The sequence below is a fragment of the uncultured Algoriphagus sp. genome (assembly GCF_963974835.1).
Lineage (GTDB): Bacteria > Bacteroidota > Bacteroidia > Cytophagales > Cyclobacteriaceae > Algoriphagus.
Genome location: NZ_CAXBET010000007.1, coordinates 1 through 23758 on the forward strand (window position 1 = coordinate 1; position 23758 = coordinate 23758).

Sequence of the window (23758 nt, forward strand, 5' to 3'; positions counted from 1 at the left end):
GGTTCTAAGTTAAGGGGGCTTAACTTACTGTCCAATCAAATGTAGCAGGTCCAGGTTCCGAATCGTCAACTATTCGGACACAGACCTTAACAACGGAATCTTAGAAGGTATCAATGCTAAAATACAACTGGCCAAAAAGGAACTCGTGGTTTCCGACATATCGATATGATATACTTCATTGCCGGTAAACTCAAATTCGACTACCTAGCTATATCCCAGCTAGAGCCTAAAAAATAGGGCGAATGAAAAAAAAGAAATTATTTAGTATGTATTATTTGTTTAGTTTTCAATAACTTTTATCTTAGTCATTCATTTAAACTAAAAACCCAAAATTTTTATGGATAATCAAGCTAAATCGCGACAGCAAATAGCTGATGAATATGGCGTTTCTACCAAAACTCTTTTACGTTGGATTAAGAAGGAAAGAATTGTTATTTCAAATGGCTTAGTAACGCCAAAAGAACAATCAGTACTGTATGAAAAATTTGGAAATCCAAAGAGATAGCAACTCTAAAATTGTTTAGTTTTTTATCTTTTAGCTAACCTATAATAGACGCGGTAAGACTTAGCTTTAATGCTACAAGTGCCGATATTCCATATCTCTCTATCTTTCGAGTCACTAATGCAAGGGTTATACTTGATTATTTTTTTTGATTCCTAAAAGCTTCATGATGATTCTTCGTGATACAAAAGGCGTAACGCTTCTGTTCTTTTCAGAGTTGAAACATCACTAAAAAGCTGAACTCTGACATTGTTGAAGGAAGCACGTCCTTTTCATATTCTTTCCACTAAATATTCCACGCTAAAGGATTTCATTACTCAATTTTTACTGTTTCAATAGAGTCTGCTGAAAAACTCAGGGATTTTAACTTATAAAACCCAGGCATACAAGTGCCCTCCCTGCCAGTTTCACAAGGTTCAGCATAAGGATGATGGAGGCGATCCACGATTGGCTGGTTTGTTTATGTCTTACCCTGATCCTTTTCATCCCGTATGCATTTTTGGCCTGTACAAACTTTCTCTAAATCGGATTCCTCCCTCAGGATGTTACTTGATTTGCCACTGCCTTTGCGGATGGACGGCATAAGGGTTTGGCCGCCAGCTTTATATTTTTGGAGGCCAGCCATTTCCTGTTTTCCCTGGTGCAGTAGATCTTATCTGCCAACACTTTGGCAGGATAAAGGACAAAGCGCTCCCTGTAGTTCTCCACATAGTCAGCCAGATGGCTTCCCTCATTGAAGGTATCCCAGTAGATGGAATCCAGAAAAAATTATCTCCCAGATTCAGATGGATCTTGGCTCCGAACTCTGTTTTTGCTTTTGCTTTACGCCGCACGATAGGGGGAATATGTGGCTGACCAATTACTGACTATTCGATGATCCACCTGATGGCTTTCTTCCCGAAACATCTTCAATTGCTGTGCATATACGGTCTGGATGATCCAATACTTCCGATGTGTCAGGCGGAGAGTGGAAGCACGGTAAAGCCATCGAGCTGTTTTTCAATAATCCTGAAGTTCCTCCCCAGGTACTGGAGCTGGAATTTGATGCTTTTCGGATGACTTTCCCAGATGGTTTTTTGTTTTGGGCAACCTTGAGAAAACGCTTTCTGGCTACTTCCCGGTAAGTCCGGGGCTATTTTTACTGAGGGTTGGCCGCATGCAGCTGATCAATGATCGCTTCTGTGATCTCCTTGGATTTATTCAATAATCCAATATCGGTGGGATAGGCGATGTCCTGGGGACAGGCTGTGGCATCATAGATCACCTCTCCTTTTTTAACAGGAGCTACAGCTGATCCATTCGTCTGGGCAGTGGTTTTATCTTTTTTTTAACGCTTTGACCTGGGATAATTCATGAATCTTTTCGTTCATCTCGGCAAGCAATTCATTGCCAAGCCGTTTTCTGATTTCCACAAACAGGGAAGCATCAAAGGGAGGCCGTAATGTAAGAGCTGTAACCCCAAAATACTGGAGTTACATGTTTTCGGTGGTCTGGGCAACGGCCTCCAGATCATCCGCATTGAGCATGTGCTTGATGATCACCACTTCGATCAATACTCTGGGATTCAACTAAGGCTTTCTCGTGGATTTGGGAGAGTTTTGTTTGTTGAACAGACTCAACAGCTCGTCCGAGGGAATCACGGAACTGAGTACAACCCATCGGTTAGATGGATTCAAACTATTGTGGAAGGGAGTTTCAAATCCTGTGAATGGAAGCTGGCTTTGGCTGGTATATTTGCTGCGTTGGTGTATGCCTTTTAGAAGTCTTCTGCATAGTGCCTTGCACTTGTCTTCCTAAAATCTCACTCAATCCATCTAAATCTCGCTTTTTTATATTCTACCCAGACACTAAATAGAGATTTCTGCTCTTTGATGTGTTAGAAATGCCACGCGCCAACTATCCATAATGTGAGCTTTTTGCACCTCGACAGAAATGAAAACCTACGATAACCTGCTGAAAAATGAACAGTGCGATGCTGAAATCGATAAGATGTTGGAGCGCGTCATCAATTCGGTTGATAATAAGGGACAGTATCTCATTGAGCCGAAGCCACACAAAAGAGTGGATAAAAATACGCCCAAATACATCGAACTGAATTTGAAATTCTATTAGATGTTTGAAGGGACAGACGTATTGGCCATTCATAAGTTATTACAAAGTTTTATCTTTGATGAGCTAATTTAGGTTGGAGGGGAGGGGATTAAAAAAATCCAGGCTGTGAAGCATTTGGCCTATTTGCTTCGTCTTACACCAACAATAAAGTTAACTATTGAATGGTTCTTCCGAATAAAATCCCAAAAGAAAGATGCCGTCTTAAATAGCATCCGAATTGAAGCAAATGCCCTCGGGAATTCGAAAGATTCCACTCCCTTACTAGATTTTTTTCACCGCATTCACTCTCGCATCCATCTCCAAAAAGCCACTATTTTTTATGAATCCCCTAAAAAACAGAGCCTCCTAACACTCGGAGGATCCTGCAAGCAAAAGAAGATTGATTTATAAAAAAATAACCAATTCCTACGAATGATGCAAGTTCTGTAAGTAATTATTTTTTTGTTAAACAATTATGATTTGTACTACCTCTGTAAAAGTGTTCCTCTTCGTGACTAGCATCATTTCTGCATTCATATTTAACCAAATTCATTTTTTTTGTTTACTATTTTTCAATAGAAAATAGCCAAATAAGTCAAGGGAAGCTTCTTAAAAATAACAAATGCTGCTGGCTAAAGAACATGCGACCAGTTAGTTATTTCTATATATAAACAAAACTGGGTTTTCAACAATTTGCTTTTCTACTTCCCTGATCCTATCAGAATATTTTGTTGGGTTTTCCAAAACTGCATTTAAAGAAAATAAATCGTCTGGCGCAATATCAAGTACCATTTGATTTGCATTGGCGTTAGCGGGAAAAATCCCAGGAATATTTGCGATTAACCCATCCATGTCATTTTCCATCTTATCTATAAACCTAGCCTCTAAAGTCAATTTATTCATTGCTAGTATCTTCCAACTTTTCCCATGCCATACATTAAATAGTGTATAATCCTTTAAGTCTATAATTTGATCAGAAAACGCATAAAAATTATTGAGCCATATTTCATTAATTACATTGTCTTGATGAATAGCTTCGGCGCCCTTATTCCAAGGTATATCGAGTGTATTGAACTCATTTTTATCAAAGGAAAATTCCACAAAAGTGCTCGAATCATTTTCATTAATATAACTCAATGTGTTATCAACCTTTCTCTTAAAGAGAATTTCTCCATTTGATCCCCTGTAAAAATATTGGTTTTTAAACTCATCTTCAATTTTAATATCACTTTCTTTAATTGGAATCGTTACACCTGTAGATTTTAAATCGGCATCTAAAATATCAATTTTAACCCCTATATTATTATCAGCAGGTAGAACTGCATAGAATCCATCCTCAAATGGGTATAAATCATGATAACCTATCCCTTCCGAGAAAGATAGATCTCTAATCACTTCTCCATTTAAATCAAGTTCCAAAATTTTTCCTAAGGAATGATCCTTAATAAAAACAGATTTCTCATCATGTGAAAGAATAAAGTTTGAAACACGAATATACTCCCCAGGTCCACTTCCAGTACCTTGAAATGAATTTATAATCCGTCCATCATAATCAAAAATGAATAAGGACTCTGCAATGGAATTATCAAGCACAAAAATATACTGTTTTGTAGTGATTACTTTTGAAATACGTCCGATGAACGATTTTTCTGTAGCCTCCAATGGTACAATTAAAAGTGTATCAAAAAGTTCTGATAGTTTAAGGTCAATACTTTCGTTAGTCTCAATTGTCAAAATATTGCCTTTGGTCATCGTTTTCTCTTTGGAACATGAAACACATGTAAAAAGCATTAATACAGCAAAATTGAATAATAAAGTTTTGATAGATTTCATATTTAAGGTAATACAATGGAATCTAACTAAAATTGATTTAATCAGATTCCATTTGATGATTTTATATTTTACACACAGTCTTCTTCTTCCACATAGGTACAAGGACACATAGCACCTTGTACATATTCACAATCTTGCCAGAATGTAAAATATGAGCCACACCATTTTGACAGATCTGTGAGCTTAAAGTCTTCTGTGTATTGAGCTTCACAGGATGGCGGATTACTGCTACTGCTACTGCTTGACTGAGCAAGCGCATCATTACTGATCGATACAAATGGATCTGTCAAGCTTACCTTCACATTCATTAGTAGTGCCATAAAGAATATTCCCATAGCGGCTGTTTTTACGATTTTATTGAATTTAGTGTTCATTTTGATAAGATTTTTAATATAAGAATTTATTTTTAGTTGTTGTTAATTTTTTAGTTTTCACCTATCCTTTCCTCTGTTGCCCCGACAGCAGAAGAAAAATAACAATGAGGTCAAGTCATGGCTGCCCTCCTTTCTTGCCTATCTGATGGTTGGCCTTTTAGGTTTAGTGAATAGTTTTCTCCCCGAAGGTCATCAGCAGGAGTGATGTTGGTTTTTGAAATGAGATATGTAGGCCTTTGTTTTATTTCTATATATATTTTACCGATATATTCTCCGATCACACCCAAGACCATCATTTGAACACTTGAAAGGAACACAATACTGGCCACCACGGATGCCCATCCTGGCACTGTCATACCAAGAAATACTATTATGATTGCATAGATTCCATATCCGAATGCCAAACCTGCAAAGAACACTCCCACGGCGAGTGCAAAGCGAAGGGGTTTGACGCTAAAGGAGGTGATGCCATTGCTGGCAAGATTGAGCATTTTCCAGAACCCATACTTTGTTTCACCAAACTTTCTTTTTTCCTCTAGGTAGTAAGTGACAGCCTGCTTGTATCCTATCCAGGAGAATATTCCTCTCAGGTACAGGTTTTGGGTTTGGACACTGCGGATAATATCTGCCACTTTTCTGTCAAAAAGCCGAAAGTCCGCACCGTTTGGCAAGACCTTATGATCCGCCAGCCAGGATAAAACCTTATAATAGCAGGTGGATGTCAATTTTTTAAAAAGGGAAGGCTGTCCCTCATTCCTGCATACTGCTGTGACGATGTCATTTCCCTTTTGCCAAAGGGCGATCATTTCCGGGATTGCTTCCGGCGGTTTTTGAAGATCGGCATCAATGGTGACAATGCAATCGCCATTTGCATGGTCTATCCCTGCCTTAAGAGCTGCCTGATGGCCAAAATTTCTGGGGAACCTTATATAGCTGACCGATTGGTTCATGGAGTTAGCCAATTCGATTTCCACTTGCGTTTCGTCCTCACTGCCATCGTTGACTAATATCACTTCATAGCTATACTCTTTAAGTGTTATTTCTATACGCGCAAGTAGTGGTGCTATATTCTCAGCCTCATTGTAGCAGGGAACCACTATGGAAAGTAAAAAATCATTCATTTTCGATGAAGTTATATAATTTTCCCTCCTGTTTGCTTTTCTTTTGCTCTATGATTTCATACACACTTGCTTTTGCAGTCTCACTGTTTTTCCAGTCAGCAGTTCTTAAAAAAGTATGTATGCCCAAAAAAAGAAACCATACAGAACCTGCCACTATTAATATAGGTCTGTTTTTAGAGGAAAGCCACTGATCGACTTGCCAAACCAGCATCAATGCTATTCCTATGATGCTAATATACATATAGCGATCTGCGGTGATTACAGTACGGGGTAAAGGTATGATATGGAGTACTAATAGTAGATTGATGATAAAAAACAAAAATCCAGCTACTACAAATCTATTTCCTTTGCGGAAATTGACCCAGACGAAATAGCCTATAATCCCTGCCAAAACTATGTATCCATAATAGTATATAGGAAGAGCTTCTCCTGGCGAAATAGGGAAGGGGTGAAAGAAATACAGCTTAACGGGAGCCAGAAATCGGAAAATGTATTCGCTGATACTGTACAGGCCAAATACCAGCCTTTGATAAAATGGATATCCTCCAGTATTTACAGTGCCTAGATTGTTTGTAAAGGAAAAATACCAGAATCCTAGAGCCATTAAAAAGAAAGGGACTTTTTCAAGAAAGACCCGTGAAGTAACCAGTTTCTTCCAACCTAATTCCGAATACCGGCTAAATGCATAGTCAAAAAGTATCAGATTGAGCGGAAGAATAATTGCCTGTTCTTTTGCTCCAAATCCCAAAAGGAAAGCTAGTGCTGTTGCTATTAGAAAAAGCCAATTGGAAGTTTGAATGTATCTTATATAACTATATAAAGCAACTAAGGCAAAAAAGCCATAGAGTATAATTTTCGAGGCACTTATCCAAGCCACAGATTCCACTTGCAAGGGATGAATGGCAAAGATCAATGCGGTAAAGAATGCGTAAGTAATGATTTTCGTGTTTCCTGCATGGGGAAGTAAAGCAGCAACAAGCTTTTTAACTATAAAAAAAACTAAAACAGTGCTGCACCAATGAACCAGCAGGCATGCGGTATGAAATGCACCGGCTTGCATACCGAAGAGCTGAGTAATCATCAAATAGAATACTGAGTTGACAGGAGAATACTGCATCTGCCAAAAGTGGGTGAAATGGTAAATAATGTCCTGTGAAGATGGAGAGCTGACAAGTGGGTTTTCCAGAACCTGCCAAGTATCGTCCCAGTCTAGCTGGAAACCATTAGAAAGAGTGGTAAGAAACGCAATAATGAGGCTTGCGGACAACCCACATATAAGCCTGCTGGAAGTTATCCAGCTATCTGATCGAAAATTGGAAAGAATGTTTAATCGGTACTGTTTAATATTATCCATAAAAATAGTTTGGTTAAAATTAAAAATTAAATGTTTTAGTAAACGGTATAAAATCGGACAAAAATGGACAAAGAAAGACAGAGATATTTAAAGTCCTTATGATTTTTATATTCTTGGATAACAATTTCTGAAAGGTTAGAAAAAAGTAAGTTTTAGTAAAGTTTACTTGCGTACTAAAAATTTTTTATTATACGCGATTGTTATTTATTATATGACAGAATCACAAAAAAAGTAATGTAAAATGACCAAAACCCAACAAGAAATTGCAGTGGAAGATTGGATGTTTAAATTAGTAAAAAATTGGAATCGCTGATGTCATTGAAGACTAACAAGGGATCTATATATAGCGTATTTTTTATAGTCATCCTTGCGCTGACTTTCTTGTTTTGTCTTATGAATCATTATGAAGGACAGTCATGGGGGGATGATTTTTCACTTTATTTAAATCAAGCACGGAGTATCATATATGGTACAGTTGAAATAACAGTTTATAATAACATTTATGCTGTAAGAAACTCTACAGTTTCAACTTTTTCTCCAGAATCCTATCCTTGGGGATTTCCTCTTTTGCTTTCACCCTTTTTTTATATATTTGGAATTGATTTTAAATTTTTCAAGATTCTGGAGGCAATAATCCTGATTGCTTTCCTTTTTGTTTTTGATAGGCTTCTTTCAAATAAGTTGAAAAATCCCGAACGTATAGCGCTAATATCTTTGATTGGTTTAAATCAGGTATTTATTTTACATACAAATGATGTCTTAGCCGAAATACCTTTCTTGTTTTTTTCTGCTCTTACACTTTATGTGATTCAACAAGCATCAAAAACAAATTTTCCGACTCCTTTAAATATACTAATAGGATCTCTAATGCTTTTCACCTTCTTTATAAGGTCTGAGGGCATAGCATTAGTAGGTGCATTTTTATTATATCAACTTTTTATTATAAAACAATTTTCTAAAATAGATTTTAAATCATTCATGCTGTTTGCAAGTCCTCACTTGGTTTTTCTATTTTTGTATTTTTTATCTAAAGCAATATTTCCTACAGGATTTACATCTCATTTGGAATTTTTGGAGAATTTTAATATTGAGACATCTCTCCATCATACTGATTTGATATTTAAACTTTTAGGAATATTTCTTAATGAGAATATAAATTTAATTAATAGCATTTTAGTAATAGGTTTTTTTTTAATTGGTTTAGTGTCTAGGTGGAGAGAGGACTTTTTATTTATAGCTTATTGGTTTATTGTCCTATTTGTTTTATTTATTTGGCCATATTTTTATAATAGATATATGTACTCTCTGATTCCTTTATTTTGCTATTTTTTTGCTAGAGGTTGTGGGTTAGTTAGTGTATGGTTGGTAGGAAAGAATTATTCTGTTTATTTACTTTTACTTTTAGCGGGACTTAATCTTTTTTCACTTGTGGAAAAGACTGCTGAGCACAATAATGATATTTATATAACATATGGTCCAGCGAGTGCTGATAGTAAAGCTATGTATGATTTTATAAAGAATAAAGTTCCTCAGGATGAAGTTGTTGTTTTTCCTTTTCCTAGGGTTATTAATTTTTATACGCTAAGGAAATCAATATTTGAATATGAAAGTGCTGATATTATTATGGAAAAGGGAGATTGGTTGGTGCTTTTTAAGAATTGGAACCATAATTTTCAAATTTCAAATATTTCCGAGATTACCAGGCATGAAGGCTTTGAACATGTTTTTGAGAACAGACTGTATATTATTTATAAAATAAAAAAGGGTCCCAAATTAACGATTGATGCATAAAAAAACCGCGATAATTATTGGAGCAGGGCCTGCCGGACTGACTGCAGCATTGGAGCTTTTGGAGAAAACTGACATCAAACCCATAATTTTTGAAAAAAGTGAATACATGGGAGGGATATCCCGAACAGTCAATTATAAAGGCAACAGAATAGATATTGGCGGCCATCGATTTTTCTCCAAATCCGACAGGGTCATGGAATGGTGGGCGAAGATTTTACCCATAGAAAATTATGCAACGGATCGAGGGCAGCCTTTAACAATATCCTACCAGAGAAGCCATCGAACTGTTGTAAATTCAGCGAACGGAATAGATGCGGCGAAAGAGGATAAAGTGATGCTGGTGAGGAACCGTCTTTCAAGAGTATATTATGGCCGTAAATTTTTTAAATATCCTATATCTCTTTCATTAGATACTTTAAAGAAATTAGGGATAATAAACGTATTGCAGATTATGTCCAGCTACCTCTACATCAGGGTATTTCCCAGAAAAAATATAGAGACTTTAGAAGATTATATTGTTAACGGCTTTGGTAGTAAACTCTACAAGACATTTTTCAAGGATTATACTGAAAAAGTGTGGGGTATACCATGCAATAAACTAAGTGCAGAATGGGGTTCGCAGCGGATCAAAGGTATTTCAATCAGAAGTATTTTGGCACATGCTATGAAAAGAAAAAAAGATAATTCCATCGGCCAGAAAAACACCGAAACCAGCCTAATCGAGAAATTCCTCTATCCCAAGCTTGGTCCCGGACAGTTATGGGATGAAGTTGCTTTAAAAGTAAAGGAAGCTGGCGGTGAGATTATTACCCAAACCAAAGTTGTTGATTTTAAACTGGATGATAAGCAGTTTCTTGGAGCATTGGTTGATGATGGGGAACAACAAAGGGTAGTAATGGGAGACTATTTTTTCTCCTCAATGTCTGTGAAAGATCTGATTCAATGTATGACTGATGATGTGCCTGCAAAAATAAGTGCATTAGCCCGTGAGCTAAAATACAGGGATTTTATTACTGTGGGCATATTGGTTCATAAGCTGAAAATCCGTAATCCAGATGGCGGGAATATTCTTGACAACTGGATATATATTCAAGAAAAGGACGTAAAAATAGGGAGACTTCAAATTTTTAACAACTGGAGTCCTTATATGGTTAATGATAAGGAAACTGTATGGTTGGGTCTTGAGTACTTTTGTAATGAAGGAGATGAATTATGGACTATGGATAAAGATGCTTTGATTGAATTTGGTAAAAATGAGCTTTCTAAGCTGGGCATTATTGATGAAGAAAGTTTTATTGATGGAACCGTGATCAAAGTTCCCAAAGCCTATCCCGCCTATGTGGGCAGCTATGAATATTTTGATCAAATTAAGGATTATGTTAGCAAGTATGACAATTTGTTTCTGATAGGGAGAAATGGTATGCACAGGTATAATAACCAAGATCATTCTATGCTGACGGCCATGGCTTCTGTGCAGTGTATTATAGATGATTCTAAAAACAGAGAGCATATTTGGGCTATCAATGATGAGGATGAGTATTTGGAAGAGAAATAGAAAAAGACCCCCTCATTTTTTATGTATTACTTTTGTAGTTAGTTAGAACTGTTTCAATAGGATTGAATCTTAAAAAATATGCTTTCCCCCGATTCGAACCTTACCCATAAGGACATTGATTATTAGATGATTGGCACAGTGATTTGTAGCAGGCTACACGATTTACGCTGATTAGTATTAATCAATGGATTTAGAGTTTATTCTTTCCAGTAAATTGGATTGGGCTCTATTGCTGCTTGGCCAGTTCAATCGCTTTTTCCAGGAATTCGTCCCTTCCGGTTTTTACGCCTTCAATGGTACGCTTTACATAGACATCTGGTAAGAAGCCTATCCCATGAAGCTGGGATCCGTCATGTTTCAGTACCCGCATACCGGTAAAGGTAATAATATATTCCCCCGGCAGTGTAAAGCTGTTGACATTTCCATTGGTCCCGGAACTGGGCTGTCCAACGATAGTTGCCAGTTTGTATCCATCTATAAAGCCCAGATAGCTTTCTGCATAGCTTACCGCTCTTCCGTCGGTAATAAAGATGATTTTTTTGCCGCCCAGATAGGGTTTCTTTGCTTCAACAGACCAGCCAAAATCCGAATATCCGGATATTTGTTTTTGGTCAGGATACATGTGATGGTCTACCTGCATCCATTTGCGCTTATCCTGTTCCGATATAAGATGGCTGATTAATCCGTGGTTGCTATTTGGATAGCCTCTGACATCTGCTATGATGGCTTTGCTTTTTTCCAGTTGGGACATGATTTGGTTGATCGTATCCATCGGAACTGCATCCAGATTGAGATAGGCTATTCCATTTTTAAGGAATTTATATCCAGGACTCAAGGACTTGATTGAATCTTTCTGGGCATAATAGTTCAGTTTTCTCTTTAATGTGACGGTCTTTCCTGCTACGGTGACAGAGAGGTTTGTATTGAGTTTTCCGGTTATCATCAGGATAGGAGCGGTATAATCAAACCAGCCTTGTGTGGCAGCGGAGATCAATGGTTTCATTTCTTCATACAGCTGCTGCGGAGATATACCGTCTATCTTTTCAATAATCTCCCCCGGCTTAAAACCCAAACTCTGATCAAATACATCGGTGATGACCAGTTGCCCTTCTATCCATGCCACATTAATGGGAGGAGAAAAATAGGGGTTTTGTGGACCCCTTACACTCACATGGTTGTCTTTAAGTGCTGAAGTGAGGCGCTTCAGTTCATTCATGTGGTTTTTTGCATTACTGGCAAAGGTTCTTGTCAGGCTTGCCTTTAGCTCTTTATTCCAGTCTATGGACATTTCTGAGAAATAGGGATAGAAATGCTGGAACACATTCCAGGCATTGATCAGGTTGCCACAGCGGAAGGATAGAGCTGAAGCATCAGTAGCGGTTGATTGCTCTGCCAAATCCATAAGACCTTCTATGCTTATACTGCTTTGTGGGTAGGTCTGCCCGTCTTTACTGTAGAGTACCAGTGGCATGCTTATCCATAGGTCTTTTCCTATCTGAACTGTCCAGTTTTCATTTTTATTGGGTGAACCTTGAAAAAGAGCTGGGGTGGGAGTCAATTCACCATTGCCCATCTTGTTGTTATTATTGGCGGGAGATTCCTGGTTCTCATTTGCTAATGTTTCATTTCCGTCAGCTGCCTGGGGCGAATTCACCCTGACACTCCGGTACAGCGGATTGCCTTGGTTCATGTCTTTGGATACCCCGAAATGCTGCCAATACACAGGCAGGTATCCTTCTTTGTTTTCAGGGGTTGCATTGATAGGATATTGCGAAGAAGATTCAGCAAGAGTGAAGCTTACCGTAGGTGCAATGGGTTCAAAGATCCGCTGCATGGTCTGCATTAGCTCTTCATTATTCTGGCATTTCAGAACTTCTTCGCTAGCATAGACAGAAAACCATCCCCAGTCCACCTGATCTGCTTCGGTACTAGGATGGAAATATTTTACATAGCCATATGCTTTGGCAAAGGAAATCAGATTATCTATCTCTTGATTGCTCTGGGCCTGGGAGTAGAGGAGGTGGGATGACATGATGAGGAAGAAAAAAAGCGATTTATGTATAATATTCATGGTGCCTAAAAATTAGATCATAATTAGCTTCTAGTCTAAATCAGCGGATTGATATACAATATATTGAAAAAAGTTACATTAGTTGATGTAAGTAGTTTGAGATTAGTTATTTAGTCTGTTTTGATCATTCTTGCCGACGGGATTTTATTCCATATTTGAAAAGGATTATTTATTGGATTGAGTGTGTTTTAGGGTTTGTTTTCGCTAAAGCCTTTGAGGAATTGGTAGGCTTGGATGAGAAAACCTACTCCCTTTATTATCTATTTATGATACCTACAGAAATCCAGAGTGGTTAGGTCAACCAGGTTCTTGATCTGTAGAATTTTCAATTGAAAGGCTGTTTGGAAGGTTTTGGCTTTTTATCCCTGAATTCCTCACCAAGTTAGTCCTCTGGGCTCTGGGCGACCGTAAGCTTCCGGCATAAAGCCGCTTGCTTCGCTGCGCTTTTTATTCCTTTTCCTTCCGGTCTTTGTCGCCCCAGGCCTGATGAAGCTTCATAATTCATTGTTCCACAAAAACGAAAAACATTATGGAGACTCAAGAAAGAAAAATTGATTTGTTTGAAGTAGCTGAGATTAAGCTGAGCTACAGTACAAAAATAAAAGCTTCACAACGTCCAAGAGTTGAAAGCTCAAGGCAAGTGTATGAAGTGTTTACCAATGCCTGGGATCAGGATAGGATAGAATTTGTAGAGGATTTTAAAGTGATGTTGTTATCCCGAGCAAACCGGGTATTGGGGATTGTGAACATCAGCTCAGGCGGTACAGCAGGTACCGTCGTGGATGTTAAGCTGGTTTATGCAGCTGCCATCAAATCTAATTCCAGCTCGGTGATTATAGCTCATAATCATCCCTCAGGGAATATGAGGCCTTCAGAACAGGATAAGCGATTGACCCAGCGGATCAAACAGGCTGGAAATATACTGGATATCCCGGTTCTGGATCATGTGATTATGACTGCTGATGGATACTATTCATTTGCGGATGAAGGGGAGCTTTAGGGCTCCAATTTTTTAATATACAGAACGTATTTTATCTTTTTCCTTATAAAGGATTTGTATTGGGTGTATGTTTTTTATAAGGAATTATCAGTGGATTTTGGTATTGCAAGTATTTAGCTAAGTAAGAGCTGGAAAGATGCTGGATATCTAGACACTACTGTGGATAGTTATCCCAAAAATAATTGCTTGAATTAAGAGATTACAAGCGGTTATAAAACCAAATCAATCGATTATAAACAATAAAAAACCAGCTAATAAATCCGGATAGGCTATATTGGTTTTAAAAAGCCATGTAAAGTTTTATTCATATTGCTATTTATCAACAATTACCCAAAGCTAACAGGATAAAGTGTTCATACTTTATCCTGTTAAAAGAGGAAAGGAAAAGTTAAGCCTTTGATTACCAATTTTTACCATCCTAATCAAAAGCTTTGGAGTATGGTCAAAATCCATGAAACTGGGGATATCTTCAATGTCTTTTAAAAAGAAATCTGAAGTCAGATCAGCAGAGAAAAAATTATCTGTCCCTGTTAAAACTTTAATACCCAATCTATAAAGGCATTGGCATATTTGGAAGAGAAATTAATTCTTAAAGACAATAGCCCGTCTATGTTTAAAATACTTTTCACCACTTTGGGTATTACCTCATGTATATCCTTGCAGGTTATGGTGTGCTTCTAATATTTTACTTGCTTCACAGTTTCCAATCAGTCTTTATATTGATGGCCTCAGTTCATTATGTAAAAATAGATTTGGATTTACTTTGAATTTATCAGTTTGGCTACATGTGTTCGCACTATATCAACCGCCTCTTCTGCATCCCATCCAAAATAATGGCTTGAACCGGATTAATTTCAGAATATTTAACTGAAATAAGGCAGTATTTCTTGGACTACTCTTAAATAGAGTGGGGTTGTGGAAATTGTAGGTATATTCTGTTGTTGCTATTATAATTTTACAAGTATATTATTTGTATATATCGGTAACCTCAATTAATACCGAGGTCAATTTTATTAACCTCCGTTTTATGCTAGTAAACTTTGAATGAATAAAATTGCTGTTTTATTTCAACCAAAAAGAATAGGACTCTGAATTGAAGAGATCCATATTCCTTTATTTAATCCAGAATATTACATTCTCAGATTTTCCATCTGCATGATCTGAGGCTGGAATGGCTGGTCATATAGCCGCTTGCCAGTTGCTTTGTAAAGTGAATTGCCCAATGCGGCAAACACAGGGGGGAAGAGCGGTTCTCCCAATCCAGTTGGATCTTCAGTACTTTCTACGAAATGAACTTCGATTTTCTTTGGAGCTTCGCTGTGGCGGATCATGCGGTATTTATCGAAATTTGTCTTGGTAGGAACTCCATTTTCTAATGCCATTTCCCCATAGAAAGCATTGCCTATTCCATCGACAATCGCTCCTTCTCCCATATTTGCTGCTGCATCAGGATTGACGACTATACCGCAATCAACTGCCGCAAATACATTTTCCACCACTGGCTGATTTTCTTTGATGCTCACATCTATGACTTCGGCTACATAGGAATTATGGCAGAAGTAGGCAGAAACACCTCGTGAAATGCCGTTTGGAACCGTTGACCAATTGGACTTTTCTCGTACCAATTCCAACACTCCCGCATATCTCTTAGGATCGTAGTCATTATCTTTTCCTACAGGATTTGTCTCAGCTCTTTTCAGCAATTCGAGACGGAATTCAATGGGATCTTTTCCCATTTCTTCGGCCAATTCATCCAGAAAGCTCTGTTCCGCTCCTGCGATAAAGTTTGATCTCGGTGCACGGAAAGCACCAATTGTAATGTTGGACTCGATCTGCCAGCCTTCAGCGAGGTAATTGTCAATCGCTCCAGCAGGGAATCTATTGGCATGAAGAGGGGATTCAGGAATTCCACCTGCTTTTACATGAAGCGCGAGTAAGTTGTTATTTTCGTCCAAAGCAGCTCTGTAAGTAGCCGAATAGGTGGGCCTGTATACACCTGCACTCATATCATCTTCTCGGGTATACACCATTTTCACCGGAGTCTGGATCTTCTGGGAAATCAAAGCAGCTTCTACCAAATGATGGCTATAGGCTCTTCTACCAAATCCGCCACCCATTCTTGCAAGGTTGATCTGAATATTTTCTTTAGGAAGGGCTAGGCTGCTGGAAAGGGCATTCATAATGGATTCCGGCGCTTGTGTTGGACCATAGATAGTTGCCTTGTCACCTTTTACATCAGCAAAGCAATTCATCGGCTCCATAGTATTATGGGCCAAGAAAGGAGCAGTATAAGTTCTCTCGAGGACTCGGGCAGCTTTTTGAAAAGCTCCCTCAGGATCCCCGTCTTTTCTTTGCACATTACCTGGTTTGGTGATGTATTCAGCCATCTTTTCTTTATGTGCAGCAGAGTTTTCCAAGCCTCCAGGGACTTTAATGTCCATATTTTGACCTCCTCTACCCGCCATAGGGAAAGTGGAGTCAGGAGCTTTCTCCCATTCTACATTCAGTTTTTTCTTTGCCTGCATAACCTCCCATGTAGAATTCCCTACAATGGCTATGATCTGTGGGAAGGTGGTAGTATCAAAGAAGTTTCTATTATAGTCCTCTTTAAAAATATTGATTTCAAAGGCATCCTGAATTCCAGGTAAGGAAGTCACAGAGCTCTTGTCAAATGATTTTAACTTCATTCCAAAAGCTGGTGGATGAACTATAGCGGCATATTTCATGCCTTCCACTTTATGGTCTAAAGCAAAAAGAGGTTTTCCTGTCACAATTTTAGCCCCATCCACGTTCTTTTTGGAATTACCGATGATCTTGAAATCAGAATTTTCCTTCAGTTTCACTGCCTCGGGATCCGGAGCTTCGAGTGTCCCTGCCAGCGAAGCCATTTCACCATAACCGGCTTTTTTACCAGAACCTGTATGTTCTACCGTTCCTGCATTGGTAGTGATTTCCCCTGCAGGTACATTCCAGGTTTGGGCAGCAGCATTTATAAGCATATGTCTGGCAGTAGCGCCAGCAGTACGAAGAGGTTTCCAACTTGAACGGACACTATTGCTTCCCCCGGTAAACTGTCTTTCAAATCGTTCTGGATAGAAGTCTGCCTGCTCTACAAAGACGTTTTTCCAATCCACATCCAACTCATCAGCAAGGATCATTGGCAAGGAAGTTTTGACGTTTTGGCCAAATTCAGGATTCGGATTGAAAAGTGTCACGGCTCCATTTTCACCGATTTTGATGTAACTGTTGATTGTAAACCACTCATCAGGCATGGTCAGTACTTCTTCAGCGGTCGGTTTGCATCCAGCCAGCCAGCTAAAGCTCAGCATCATTCCTCCTCCTGCCAGTGTAGAGACTTTCAGGAAGGATCTTCTGTTTAATTTTTTATCAATTAATGTCATGATTTGCGCGGATTAGAGTGATTTGGAAGCAGTTTTTATGGCTGCTTTGATTCGGGTGTAGGTACCGCAGCGGCAGATATTTCCGTTCATCGCATAAGAGATTTCCTCATCAGTGGGATTGGGATTTTCAGCTAAAAGTGAGGCTGCAGTCATTATTTGTCCTGATTGACAATACCCACATTGTGGCACATCATGTTCCAGCCAGGCTTTTTGTACAGGATGATCGCCTTTTTCGGACAAGCCTTCTATGGTAACCACTTTTTTGTCTTCAATCACACTAACAGGGTAGGAGCAGGATCTTACCGCCTCACCGTCTATATGGACGGTACATGCACCACACTGGGCGATGCCGCAACCGAATTTGGTGCCGACCAAATCCAGATGATCTCTCAATACCCATAACAGAGGGGTGTTGGGATCGACATCTACATTCATTAATTTTCCGTTGATGCTTAAATTATACTGTGCCATAAGTGTTGTATTTATCTCTAAATTAATTATTTACAAGGAGTGTTGCTTACGAAATTCAAACGAAGCGTATTTTCTGCAATCGAATTATTACTATTTAAAAGGATTCTAAATTCAACTAACTGTTCAACTGATTGATATAAGGCTGATCATAAAATCGCTTTCCGGTTGCTTTATAAAGCGCATTCGCCAAAGCAGCGAATACAGGAGGGTAGGCGGGTTCACCTAACCCCGAAGGATCTTCTCCATTTTCCATAAAGTGGGTTTCTATGGAATCTGGGGCTTCTGTCATCCTGATCTGACGGTATTGGTGAAAGTTGGATTTGGTTGCCACTCCATCCTTGAAAGTCAACTCGCCAAACATTGCCGTTCCAATGCCATCCACCACGGCACCTTCACAGAGATTTTTAGCAGCATCTGGATTGACCACTATTCCACAATCTACCACAGTGGTAACTTTATGTATTTTCACCTGACCCTCGACTATTTTCAGATCAAGAACCTGAGCCGCGTAGCTATTATGACAGAAATAGGCCGATACTCCTCTTGAAATTCCATCTTTTGAACTTCCCCAGTTAGCCTTTTCCCTAAGCAATTCCAGCACTTTTGCATAGCGTTCCGCATCGTAATCATTTCTTTCTCCCACAGGGTTTGCTTTGGCTTTTGCCAATAATTCCAAGCGGAAATCAATAGGATCTTTCCCTGCTTCTTCCGCTACTTCGTCCAGAAAAGATTGCTCTACGCAGGCCATAAAATTGGATCTTGGAGCTCTGAAAGAGCCTGTAGTGATATTGGAAGGTACTTCCCATCCTTCAGCCAGATAGTTATCCACTGCTCCCGCAGGGAATCTGTCCGCATAAAGTGGGTTTTCAGGCAATCCTCCTGCATTAACATGAAATGCTGTCAGCTTATTGTTTTCATCCAAAGAAGCACGGTATGTTGCCTGATAGCGGGATCTGTAAACTCCTCCGGTCATATCATCTTCCCGGGAGTAAATCAGCTTGATTGGCGCCTTCATTTTTTGGGAAATTATAGCCGCTTCTATCAGCCAATGCGCATAAGATCTTCGCCCATACCCACCCCCCAATCGGGTCATTTTGATATCGATATTTTCCAAAGGGATTCCCAATCTGGAAGAAAGTGCCTGTTCCGTTAACTCCGGTTTCTGCAAGGGTCCGGCGCATTCCACTTTATCACCTTGTACATCCGCGAAAAAGTTCATCGGCTCCATACAGTTATGTACTAGAAAAGGCCCTGTGTAACTTCTTTCTATAATTTTAGCTGCCTTGGCAAATGCTGCTTCAGGATTTCCATCTTTGCGCTGAGTTTCCGGATTTTTAGCGGCTAATTTCATCGCTTGCTCCTGTGAGCTGGAGCTTTCCAATCCTTTCGGGACTACTCTTATCCCGTCTCTGCCAAACATATCGCGCTTTTCTTCATAGCTTTCCTGGATTTCCCATTCTGCCTCTATAGCTTTCTTTGCCTGCAAGACCTGCCAAGTGCTTTCTCCTACAACCGCGATTAAATCGGTAAATTGAACCGTATCAAAAAAGGTTCTTTTGTAATGATCCTGGATGGATTTTATCTGGAAAACATCCTTAATCCCAGGCATGCTTCGGGCCTTGGAATCATTAAACGATTTTAGCGTTTTTCCAAAAGCAGGGGAATGCAGGATCATTGCGATCAGCATACCTTCCCGCTTTGTATCTATTCCAAAAAGCGGTTTCCCTGTCACTATATTTTTTGCTTCTACATTCTTCTTGGAGGTACCGATAATTTTAAAATCCCTGGCGCTTTTTAATGGAACTTCTTCAGGAACGGGCATCGTGGCTGCCAAAGAAGCAAACTCTCCGAAATGTGCTGATTTACCTGATCCTTTATGGGAAATGGTGCCTGCTTTTACAGTTATTTCATTTGCGGGAACCTTCCAGTTTTGGGCTGCGGCAGCTATCAACATCGCACGGGCAGTAGCACCAGCCGTTCTCAAATTTGTGTAGCCAGAGCGGATGGCCTGACTACCGCCGATAAATTGTCTTGTAAAATATTTGGTGTCTAAATCCGCTTGCTCTACAACGACATTTTCCCAATCCACATCGAGTTCTTCGGCAACGATCATGGGCATGGAAGTCTTTACATTTTGTCCTCCTTCCGGATTTGGAGACATGATAGTTACCAATCCGTTTTTACCGATTTTAATAAATCCATTGAACTGAAACCATTCTTTAGGCATACCAAAAGCGTTTGCTTCCTTAGGTTGGCAAGCCGCCAGCCAGTTGAGGCTAAGCAGCATCCCACCTCCGGTAAGTGCGGAGACTTTGAGAAATGAGCGGCGGTTGATTTTAGTACTTGCAGTTTTCATGAATATAGTTTCAAGGTTTTCAGTCCAGACTTTTCTGTAAAAAAGCCATCACTTTCGTTCTGATTTCTTCAACATCAAACATAGGTCCGAAGTGAGGAGCGTCTTTGACAATAATCAGTTCATTGGATACACCTTTTACAGTGAGCCAAGAACTTAATAATTGGGATTGTCTCGGAGACACCAAGTCATCTTTCTCTCCATGAATGATCAGAAAAGGCGGATCGTATTCATCTATATAGCTAACTGGGCTTGCTGCCTTTGCCAAGTCCGGTCTATCCAGTGGAGCTGCGCCAATCAGAATTCCTTCAGGAGATTGGGCATCATTAGCTCCGGGAAAAAGAGTCAGATCTGCCGGGCCATAAAAATCAACCACTCCTTTGAAGCTGAAATTTTTATTGCTCTCTGGAATAAAGAATGCATCTACCTCATTGTTTTTGGCCAATCCAACCATGGATGCCAGATGACCTCCAGCGGAAAAGCCCATGACAACCATTCTTTTTGTATCCAAACCATATTTTTCAGAATTATCCACCAAATATGAAATGGCCGTATTGCAATCAAGCATTTGAGCCGGGAATACTGCCTGGGTGCTAAAACGATAATCGATCGAAGCCAAAGCATAGCCACTTTCAATAATTTCCGAAACGGTTTCATTCATATAACCCATGTCTGCGTACTTATCGTTACTCAGCCATCCGCCCCCATGAATAAATATTACCAAAGGGATCTTGCCTTTAGCATTTGCTGGTAAATAAATATCCAGGAGATGCTTCTTTAGTGTGTCATTTTGGTAGGGAATATTTCCATAGAGGATTGTTCCCTCTGAGAAAAGATTCATTACCCGGTTGTTTTGGCAAAATCCAGAGACCGAAAGAAGAATGAACAGAATGGCTAGGATGGGTTTTTTCATAGGTAGGTTGAAATACTTATTCAATAAACATGTCTGCTTAATTTACTGATTTTAAATAGGATATGCTTTGGAGTGATTTAGAATTTACTGATCAACTAAAGCAGATTCTTTAGAACGGACACCCAACAAATCGAATTTTTCTATTTCGGATCGAATTTCAGTTAACTCACTTTCGCTAAACCTCACTTCTAAAGCTCCGAGGTTTTCTTCCAAATGCTGGGGGTTTATTGTTCCTGGAATAGGTACAATAAACGGCTTTTGGGCAAGGAGCCAGGCAAGGGAAAATTGCGCCATGGTGATGCCTTTTTTCTGCGACCATTCCTGTACAATCCGCAAAAACGGCATGTTCTGTTCCAATCCTTCAGGAGAGAAAAATGGCAATTGAGAACGTCTGTCCAATTCTTCAAATCGGCTATACTCATTAAACCTTCCCGTCAGAAAGGATCTCAATGTCGGTCCCCATGGTACGAAGCCCACTTTAAGCTCTTCGCAGGTATCCAGAATCTTGTTTTCGGGAAATCGCTCACCTAATGAGTACTGGGTTTGCAGAGCCGAAACAGGTAATTCTGCATGAGCTTTTCTCAAGGTATCGGGGGCAACCTCTGATAATCCCCAGTGTTTTGCTTTTCCTGCTGCGATAATTTCTTTAAATGCTCCTGCTACTTCTTCAATCGGAATCTGTGGATCCCACCTGTGCAGATAAAGGAGATCAATGGTTTCCACACGAAGCCTTTTTAAGCTACCATCGACCACTCTTTTAAGTGATTCATAGCTGCTATTTCGTCCCATTCGTTGATTGTTTTGGATCTCAAAACCGATTTTTGTAGCAATCTTGATTTGACCTTTAAATGGCTCCAAACCTTCACCCACAACTTCCTCACTTCCGTAAGGTCCATAAACTTCCGCCGTATCAAAGAAAGTTACCCCACGTTCCACAGCCTTTCGAAGATGGGCGATCATATCCTGTTTTGGTGGGGTTGGGTTATAAGTGCCCGCTACCATGCTCATGCAGCCCAGACCGATCCCTGAAACTTCTAATGCTCCAAGTTTTCGGGTTGGGAGAGCGGCTGATGCATTTAAATGTGGTTTGTCTCCTGAGCTCATTGCCAGAGTAGGGGTCATTATTAAACCGGCTCCAGCCAATGTAGCACTTTTAAAAAACTCCCGTCGGTTGGATTTAATTTCATTGGTCATGCTTGTTTCTTAACTTCAATTCCTGATTTATCTACTTTTAAATTAAAGGCTACTTTTGATTCTTTAGTGAAATGCCTTGAATTCACTAATTCTCATATACCTCTGGTTTGTATTTTTGCACGATTCTTAAATGCTTTTTCCAACACATCGAATCGTGCTTTTCTAGGATCGGGGATGCTGGTCACTTTTCCGTCGAGCGTTATATCCATAATCTCTGCTTGTTGTATGTCGTATTGTGGCCATACTGGAAGGTTGTTTCCGTTAGGATTTCCGGTTTTGGCAAAATTGGCCCAATAGGTATTCATTATTCTTGCTAATTCTTTCTCTTCCGGCGTCGGTTCTCCTTGAGCTCCCCATCTTGCATTGAGTGTGTTGAATACAAATGAAGTCTCAGAACCATGACCTGCACCATAAGGTGAACGCTCTCTGGCTGCAGGGGGGACGTATCCAAATTGCCAAACATAAACTGGCTCATTTTCTTCTGCAAATGCTATTGCAGTCATTCTAGCAGGTTCAGCCCAACCCCAATCAGTAGTAAATTGTATGAGTATTTCTGCAAACTCCTTATTGCCATCGGGATCATAAGCAGCTTTAGCTTCTGCAGCCAAATCACCGAATTGTGAAAATAGCTCCTCTTTTGTTTGGCTGCTTGTAATAAAAGCTCCGCCGATTTCAGCACTTGAACTTCCTATCATCAGAGGAACTTTTGCCTGTCTTCCTGCATGGTATGCAGTTTCGGCTGTTTCAACCACGAGTTTCCCATCCAGTATTGGACCTGAGTAGGTTCTGGCTCCAGTGCTGTCATTTTCCTGACCACCATCTAAAACTTCTTCCATACTTAATGCCCGAAGTTGGTTCAAAGCATCTTTGCCTGTTCCTTCGATTCCATACCTTTTTGCAAAATTAATCCCTATAGTTTCGGCTGATACAGGGTACAATTCATCATAATTATCTTCACTGATTGGCCTTCCTGTTAAAACCCCATCACGTCCACCTCCTGATTCGCTGATCGCTTTATGAAAAAGTCCATTAGCTGAAGGAATGCTTAACAGCGAATGCACAGCAACACCTCCAGCAGAGAAACCGAAAATTGTCACATTATCAGGATCGCCACCAAATTCTTCAATGTTTTCCTGAATCCATTTCAGCGCAGCAATTTGATCCATGTAGGCATAGCTACCTTTCATTTCCTCAGCATTCTCGTGGCTCAAAGCTGGAAACGCAAAGTGACCCAATCTACCCAACCTGTAATTGATAGTTGTCAAAATAACCCCTTGCTTCGCAAATGCATCTCCCGCTGAGCCTGGACCTGCGCCACTTCCACCTGTAAACCCTCCTCCATGAAGCCACACCATTACAGGAAGTTTCGCTCCCTTTACTGCATCAGCTGGTTTCCAGATATTCAGAAAAAGGCAATCCTCCGAAATTTTGGAAGTAGCTCCTGGCCATTGTCTCTGGGGACAATCGGCACAATATTCCGTGGCATTTTTCACCCCTTCCCAAGATGTGACAGGCTGGGGAGGTCTCCAACGAAACTCTCCGACAGGAGGTGCTGCAAAAGGGATCCCTTTAAAGCTGGTGACATCACGCTCCGTCGCTCCCCGGAGTGAACCGGAACTGATTTTTACGATGGGTTCCTGCGCAAATCCTGACATTACTATCAGGAAAAATAAGCTGATCAATAAGGTTCTTTTCATTTTGAATTAAGGTTGGGATTGGAAGTTTATTGCTTGA

Annotated in this window: 17 protein-coding genes; 6 read left to right on the forward strand and 11 right to left on the reverse strand. The window is 39.8% G+C overall.

Features of this window, described 5'->3' with window-relative positions; all coding sequences use genetic code 11:
• Nucleotides 1–337: 337 nt before the first annotated feature.
• The 3 genes from AACZ73_RS13980 (at nucleotide 338) to AACZ73_RS13990 (ending at nucleotide 2614) form a co-directional block, all read left to right on the forward strand.
• Complete coding sequence (locus AACZ73_RS13980) at nucleotides 338–505, forward strand: hypothetical protein (protein ID WP_339878750.1); 168 nt, start codon at nucleotides 338–340, stop codon at nucleotides 503–505.
• Between the two features lie 950 nt (nucleotides 506–1455).
• Nucleotides 1456–1626, forward strand: coding sequence for a hypothetical protein (locus tag AACZ73_RS13985; RefSeq protein ID WP_339878752.1), 171 nt, complete (start codon nucleotides 1456–1458; stop codon nucleotides 1624–1626).
• A gap of 808 nt (nucleotides 1627–2434) precedes the next feature.
• A complete protein-coding gene (locus AACZ73_RS13990; RefSeq protein ID WP_339878754.1) occupies nucleotides 2435–2614 on the forward strand; it encodes a hypothetical protein in 180 nt (59 codons plus the stop codon).
• 630 nt (nucleotides 2615–3244) lie between these two features.
• Here AACZ73_RS13990 and AACZ73_RS13995 read toward each other — a convergent pair.
• The 4 genes from AACZ73_RS13995 to AACZ73_RS14010 form a co-directional block, all read right to left on the reverse strand.
• Nucleotides 3245–4426 carry a 6-bladed beta-propeller gene (locus AACZ73_RS13995; RefSeq protein WP_339878755.1) on the reverse strand — a complete coding sequence of 394 codons (1182 nt, stop codon included), beginning with the start codon at nucleotides 4424–4426 and terminating at the stop codon, nucleotides 3245–3247.
• Nucleotides 4427–4494: 68 nt separating this feature from the next.
• A complete protein-coding gene (locus AACZ73_RS14000; RefSeq protein ID WP_339878757.1) occupies nucleotides 4495–4800 on the reverse strand; it encodes a hypothetical protein in 306 nt (101 codons plus the stop codon).
• Between the two features lie 110 nt (nucleotides 4801–4910).
• The gene (locus AACZ73_RS14005) at nucleotides 4911–5921 is read right to left on the reverse strand and encodes a glycosyltransferase family 2 protein (RefSeq protein ID WP_339878759.1); all 1011 of its coding nucleotides are present in this window, start codon (nucleotides 5919–5921) and stop codon (nucleotides 4911–4913) included.
• On the reverse strand, nucleotides 5914–7275 hold the full coding sequence (locus AACZ73_RS14010; RefSeq protein WP_339878760.1) for a hypothetical protein: 1362 nt from the start codon (nucleotides 7273–7275) through the stop codon (nucleotides 5914–5916). Before AACZ73_RS14010 ends, AACZ73_RS14005 begins: the two co-directional genes overlap by 8 nt.
• A 393-nt stretch (nucleotides 7276–7668) precedes the next feature.
• Here AACZ73_RS14010 and AACZ73_RS14015 point away from each other — a divergent pair, with 393 nt between their 5' ends.
• Both AACZ73_RS14015 and AACZ73_RS14020 read left to right on the forward strand, forming a co-directional pair.
• Entirely contained in the window at nucleotides 7669–9066 is a 1398-nt protein-coding gene (locus AACZ73_RS14015) for a hypothetical protein (protein ID WP_339878761.1), read from the forward strand.
• Nucleotides 9059–10621, forward strand: coding sequence for an NAD(P)/FAD-dependent oxidoreductase (locus AACZ73_RS14020; protein WP_339878762.1), 1563 nt, complete (start codon nucleotides 9059–9061; stop codon nucleotides 10619–10621). Before AACZ73_RS14015 ends, AACZ73_RS14020 begins: the two co-directional genes overlap by 8 nt.
• 226 nt (nucleotides 10622–10847) lie before the next feature.
• Here the strand turns inward: AACZ73_RS14020 and AACZ73_RS14025 are convergent, their stop codons facing one another.
• The gene (locus AACZ73_RS14025) at nucleotides 10848–12692 is read right to left on the reverse strand and encodes a S41 family peptidase (RefSeq protein WP_339878764.1); all 1845 of its coding nucleotides are present in this window, start codon (nucleotides 12690–12692) and stop codon (nucleotides 10848–10850) included.
• Nucleotides 12693–13221: 529 nt separating this feature from the next.
• Here AACZ73_RS14025 and AACZ73_RS14030 point away from each other — a divergent pair.
• Entirely contained in the window at nucleotides 13222–13692 is a 471-nt protein-coding gene (locus AACZ73_RS14030; protein ID WP_339878766.1) for a JAB domain-containing protein, read from the forward strand.
• A gap of 1130 nt (nucleotides 13693–14822) precedes the next feature.
• Here AACZ73_RS14030 and AACZ73_RS14035 read toward each other — a convergent pair.
• From AACZ73_RS14035 to AACZ73_RS14060, 6 genes are all read right to left on the reverse strand, one after another.
• A complete protein-coding gene (locus AACZ73_RS14035) occupies nucleotides 14823–17093 on the reverse strand; it encodes a molybdopterin cofactor-binding domain-containing protein (RefSeq protein WP_339878768.1) in 2271 nt (756 codons plus the stop codon).
• 12 nt (nucleotides 17094–17105) lie between these two features.
• A complete protein-coding gene (locus AACZ73_RS14040) occupies nucleotides 17106–17564 on the reverse strand; it encodes a (2Fe-2S)-binding protein (RefSeq protein ID WP_146915529.1) in 459 nt (152 codons plus the stop codon).
• Between the two features lie 115 nt (nucleotides 17565–17679).
• Nucleotides 17680–19920, reverse strand: coding sequence for a molybdopterin cofactor-binding domain-containing protein (locus tag AACZ73_RS14045; RefSeq protein WP_339878769.1), 2241 nt, complete (start codon nucleotides 19918–19920; stop codon nucleotides 17680–17682).
• A gap of 19 nt (nucleotides 19921–19939) precedes the next feature.
• Nucleotides 19940–20830: an alpha/beta hydrolase gene (locus AACZ73_RS14050; protein WP_339878771.1), complete on the reverse strand. Its 891-nt coding sequence runs from the start codon at nucleotides 20828–20830 to the stop codon at nucleotides 19940–19942.
• A gap of 84 nt (nucleotides 20831–20914) precedes the next feature.
• On the reverse strand, nucleotides 20915–22024 hold the full coding sequence (locus AACZ73_RS14055) for an aldo/keto reductase (RefSeq protein ID WP_339878772.1): 1110 nt from the start codon (nucleotides 22022–22024) through the stop codon (nucleotides 20915–20917).
• A 92-nt stretch (nucleotides 22025–22116) separates the two neighbouring features.
• Entirely contained in the window at nucleotides 22117–23721 is a 1605-nt protein-coding gene (locus AACZ73_RS14060; protein WP_339878773.1) for a carboxylesterase family protein, read from the reverse strand.
• Nucleotides 23722–23758: the final 37 nt, after the last annotated feature.

Coding starts and splice junctions, on each gene's coding strand:
- AACZ73_RS13980 (WP_339878750.1), top strand. CDS start 338: ATGGATAATCAAGCTAAATCGCGACAGCAAATAGCTGATGAATATGGC.
- AACZ73_RS13990 (WP_339878754.1), top strand. CDS start 2,435: ATGAAAACCTACGATAACCTGCTGAAAAATGAACAGTGCGATGCTGAA.
- AACZ73_RS13995 (WP_339878755.1), bottom strand. CDS start 4,426: ATGAAATCTATCAAAACTTTATTATTCAATTTTGCTGTATTAATGCTT.
- AACZ73_RS14000 (WP_339878757.1), bottom strand. CDS start 4,800: ATGAACACTAAATTCAATAAAATCGTAAAAACAGCCGCTATGGGAATA.
- AACZ73_RS14005 (WP_339878759.1), bottom strand. CDS start 5,921: ATGAATGATTTTTTACTTTCCATAGTGGTTCCCTGCTACAATGAGGCT.
- AACZ73_RS14010 (WP_339878760.1), bottom strand. CDS start 7,275: ATGGATAATATTAAACAGTACCGATTAAACATTCTTTCCAATTTTCGA.
- AACZ73_RS14015 (WP_339878761.1), top strand. CDS start 7,669: ATGAATCATTATGAAGGACAGTCATGGGGGGATGATTTTTCACTTTAT.
- AACZ73_RS14020 (WP_339878762.1), top strand. CDS start 9,059: ATGCATAAAAAAACCGCGATAATTATTGGAGCAGGGCCTGCCGGACTG.
- AACZ73_RS14025 (WP_339878764.1), bottom strand. CDS start 12,692: ATGAATATTATACATAAATCGCTTTTTTTCTTCCTCATCATGTCATCC.
- AACZ73_RS14030 (WP_339878766.1), top strand. CDS start 13,222: ATGGAGACTCAAGAAAGAAAAATTGATTTGTTTGAAGTAGCTGAGATT.
- AACZ73_RS14035 (WP_339878768.1), bottom strand. CDS start 17,093: ATGACATTAATTGATAAAAAATTAAACAGAAGATCCTTCCTGAAAGTC.
- AACZ73_RS14040 (WP_146915529.1), bottom strand. CDS start 17,564: ATGGCACAGTATAATTTAAGCATCAACGGAAAATTAATGAATGTAGAT.
- AACZ73_RS14045 (WP_339878769.1), bottom strand. CDS start 19,920: ATGAAAACTGCAAGTACTAAAATCAACCGCCGCTCATTTCTCAAAGTC.
- AACZ73_RS14050 (WP_339878771.1), bottom strand. CDS start 20,830: ATGAAAAAACCCATCCTAGCCATTCTGTTCATTCTTCTTTCGGTCTCT.
- AACZ73_RS14055 (WP_339878772.1), bottom strand. CDS start 22,024: ATGACCAATGAAATTAAATCCAACCGACGGGAGTTTTTTAAAAGTGCT.
- AACZ73_RS14060 (WP_339878773.1), bottom strand. CDS start 23,721: ATGAAAAGAACCTTATTGATCAGCTTATTTTTCCTGATAGTAATGTCA.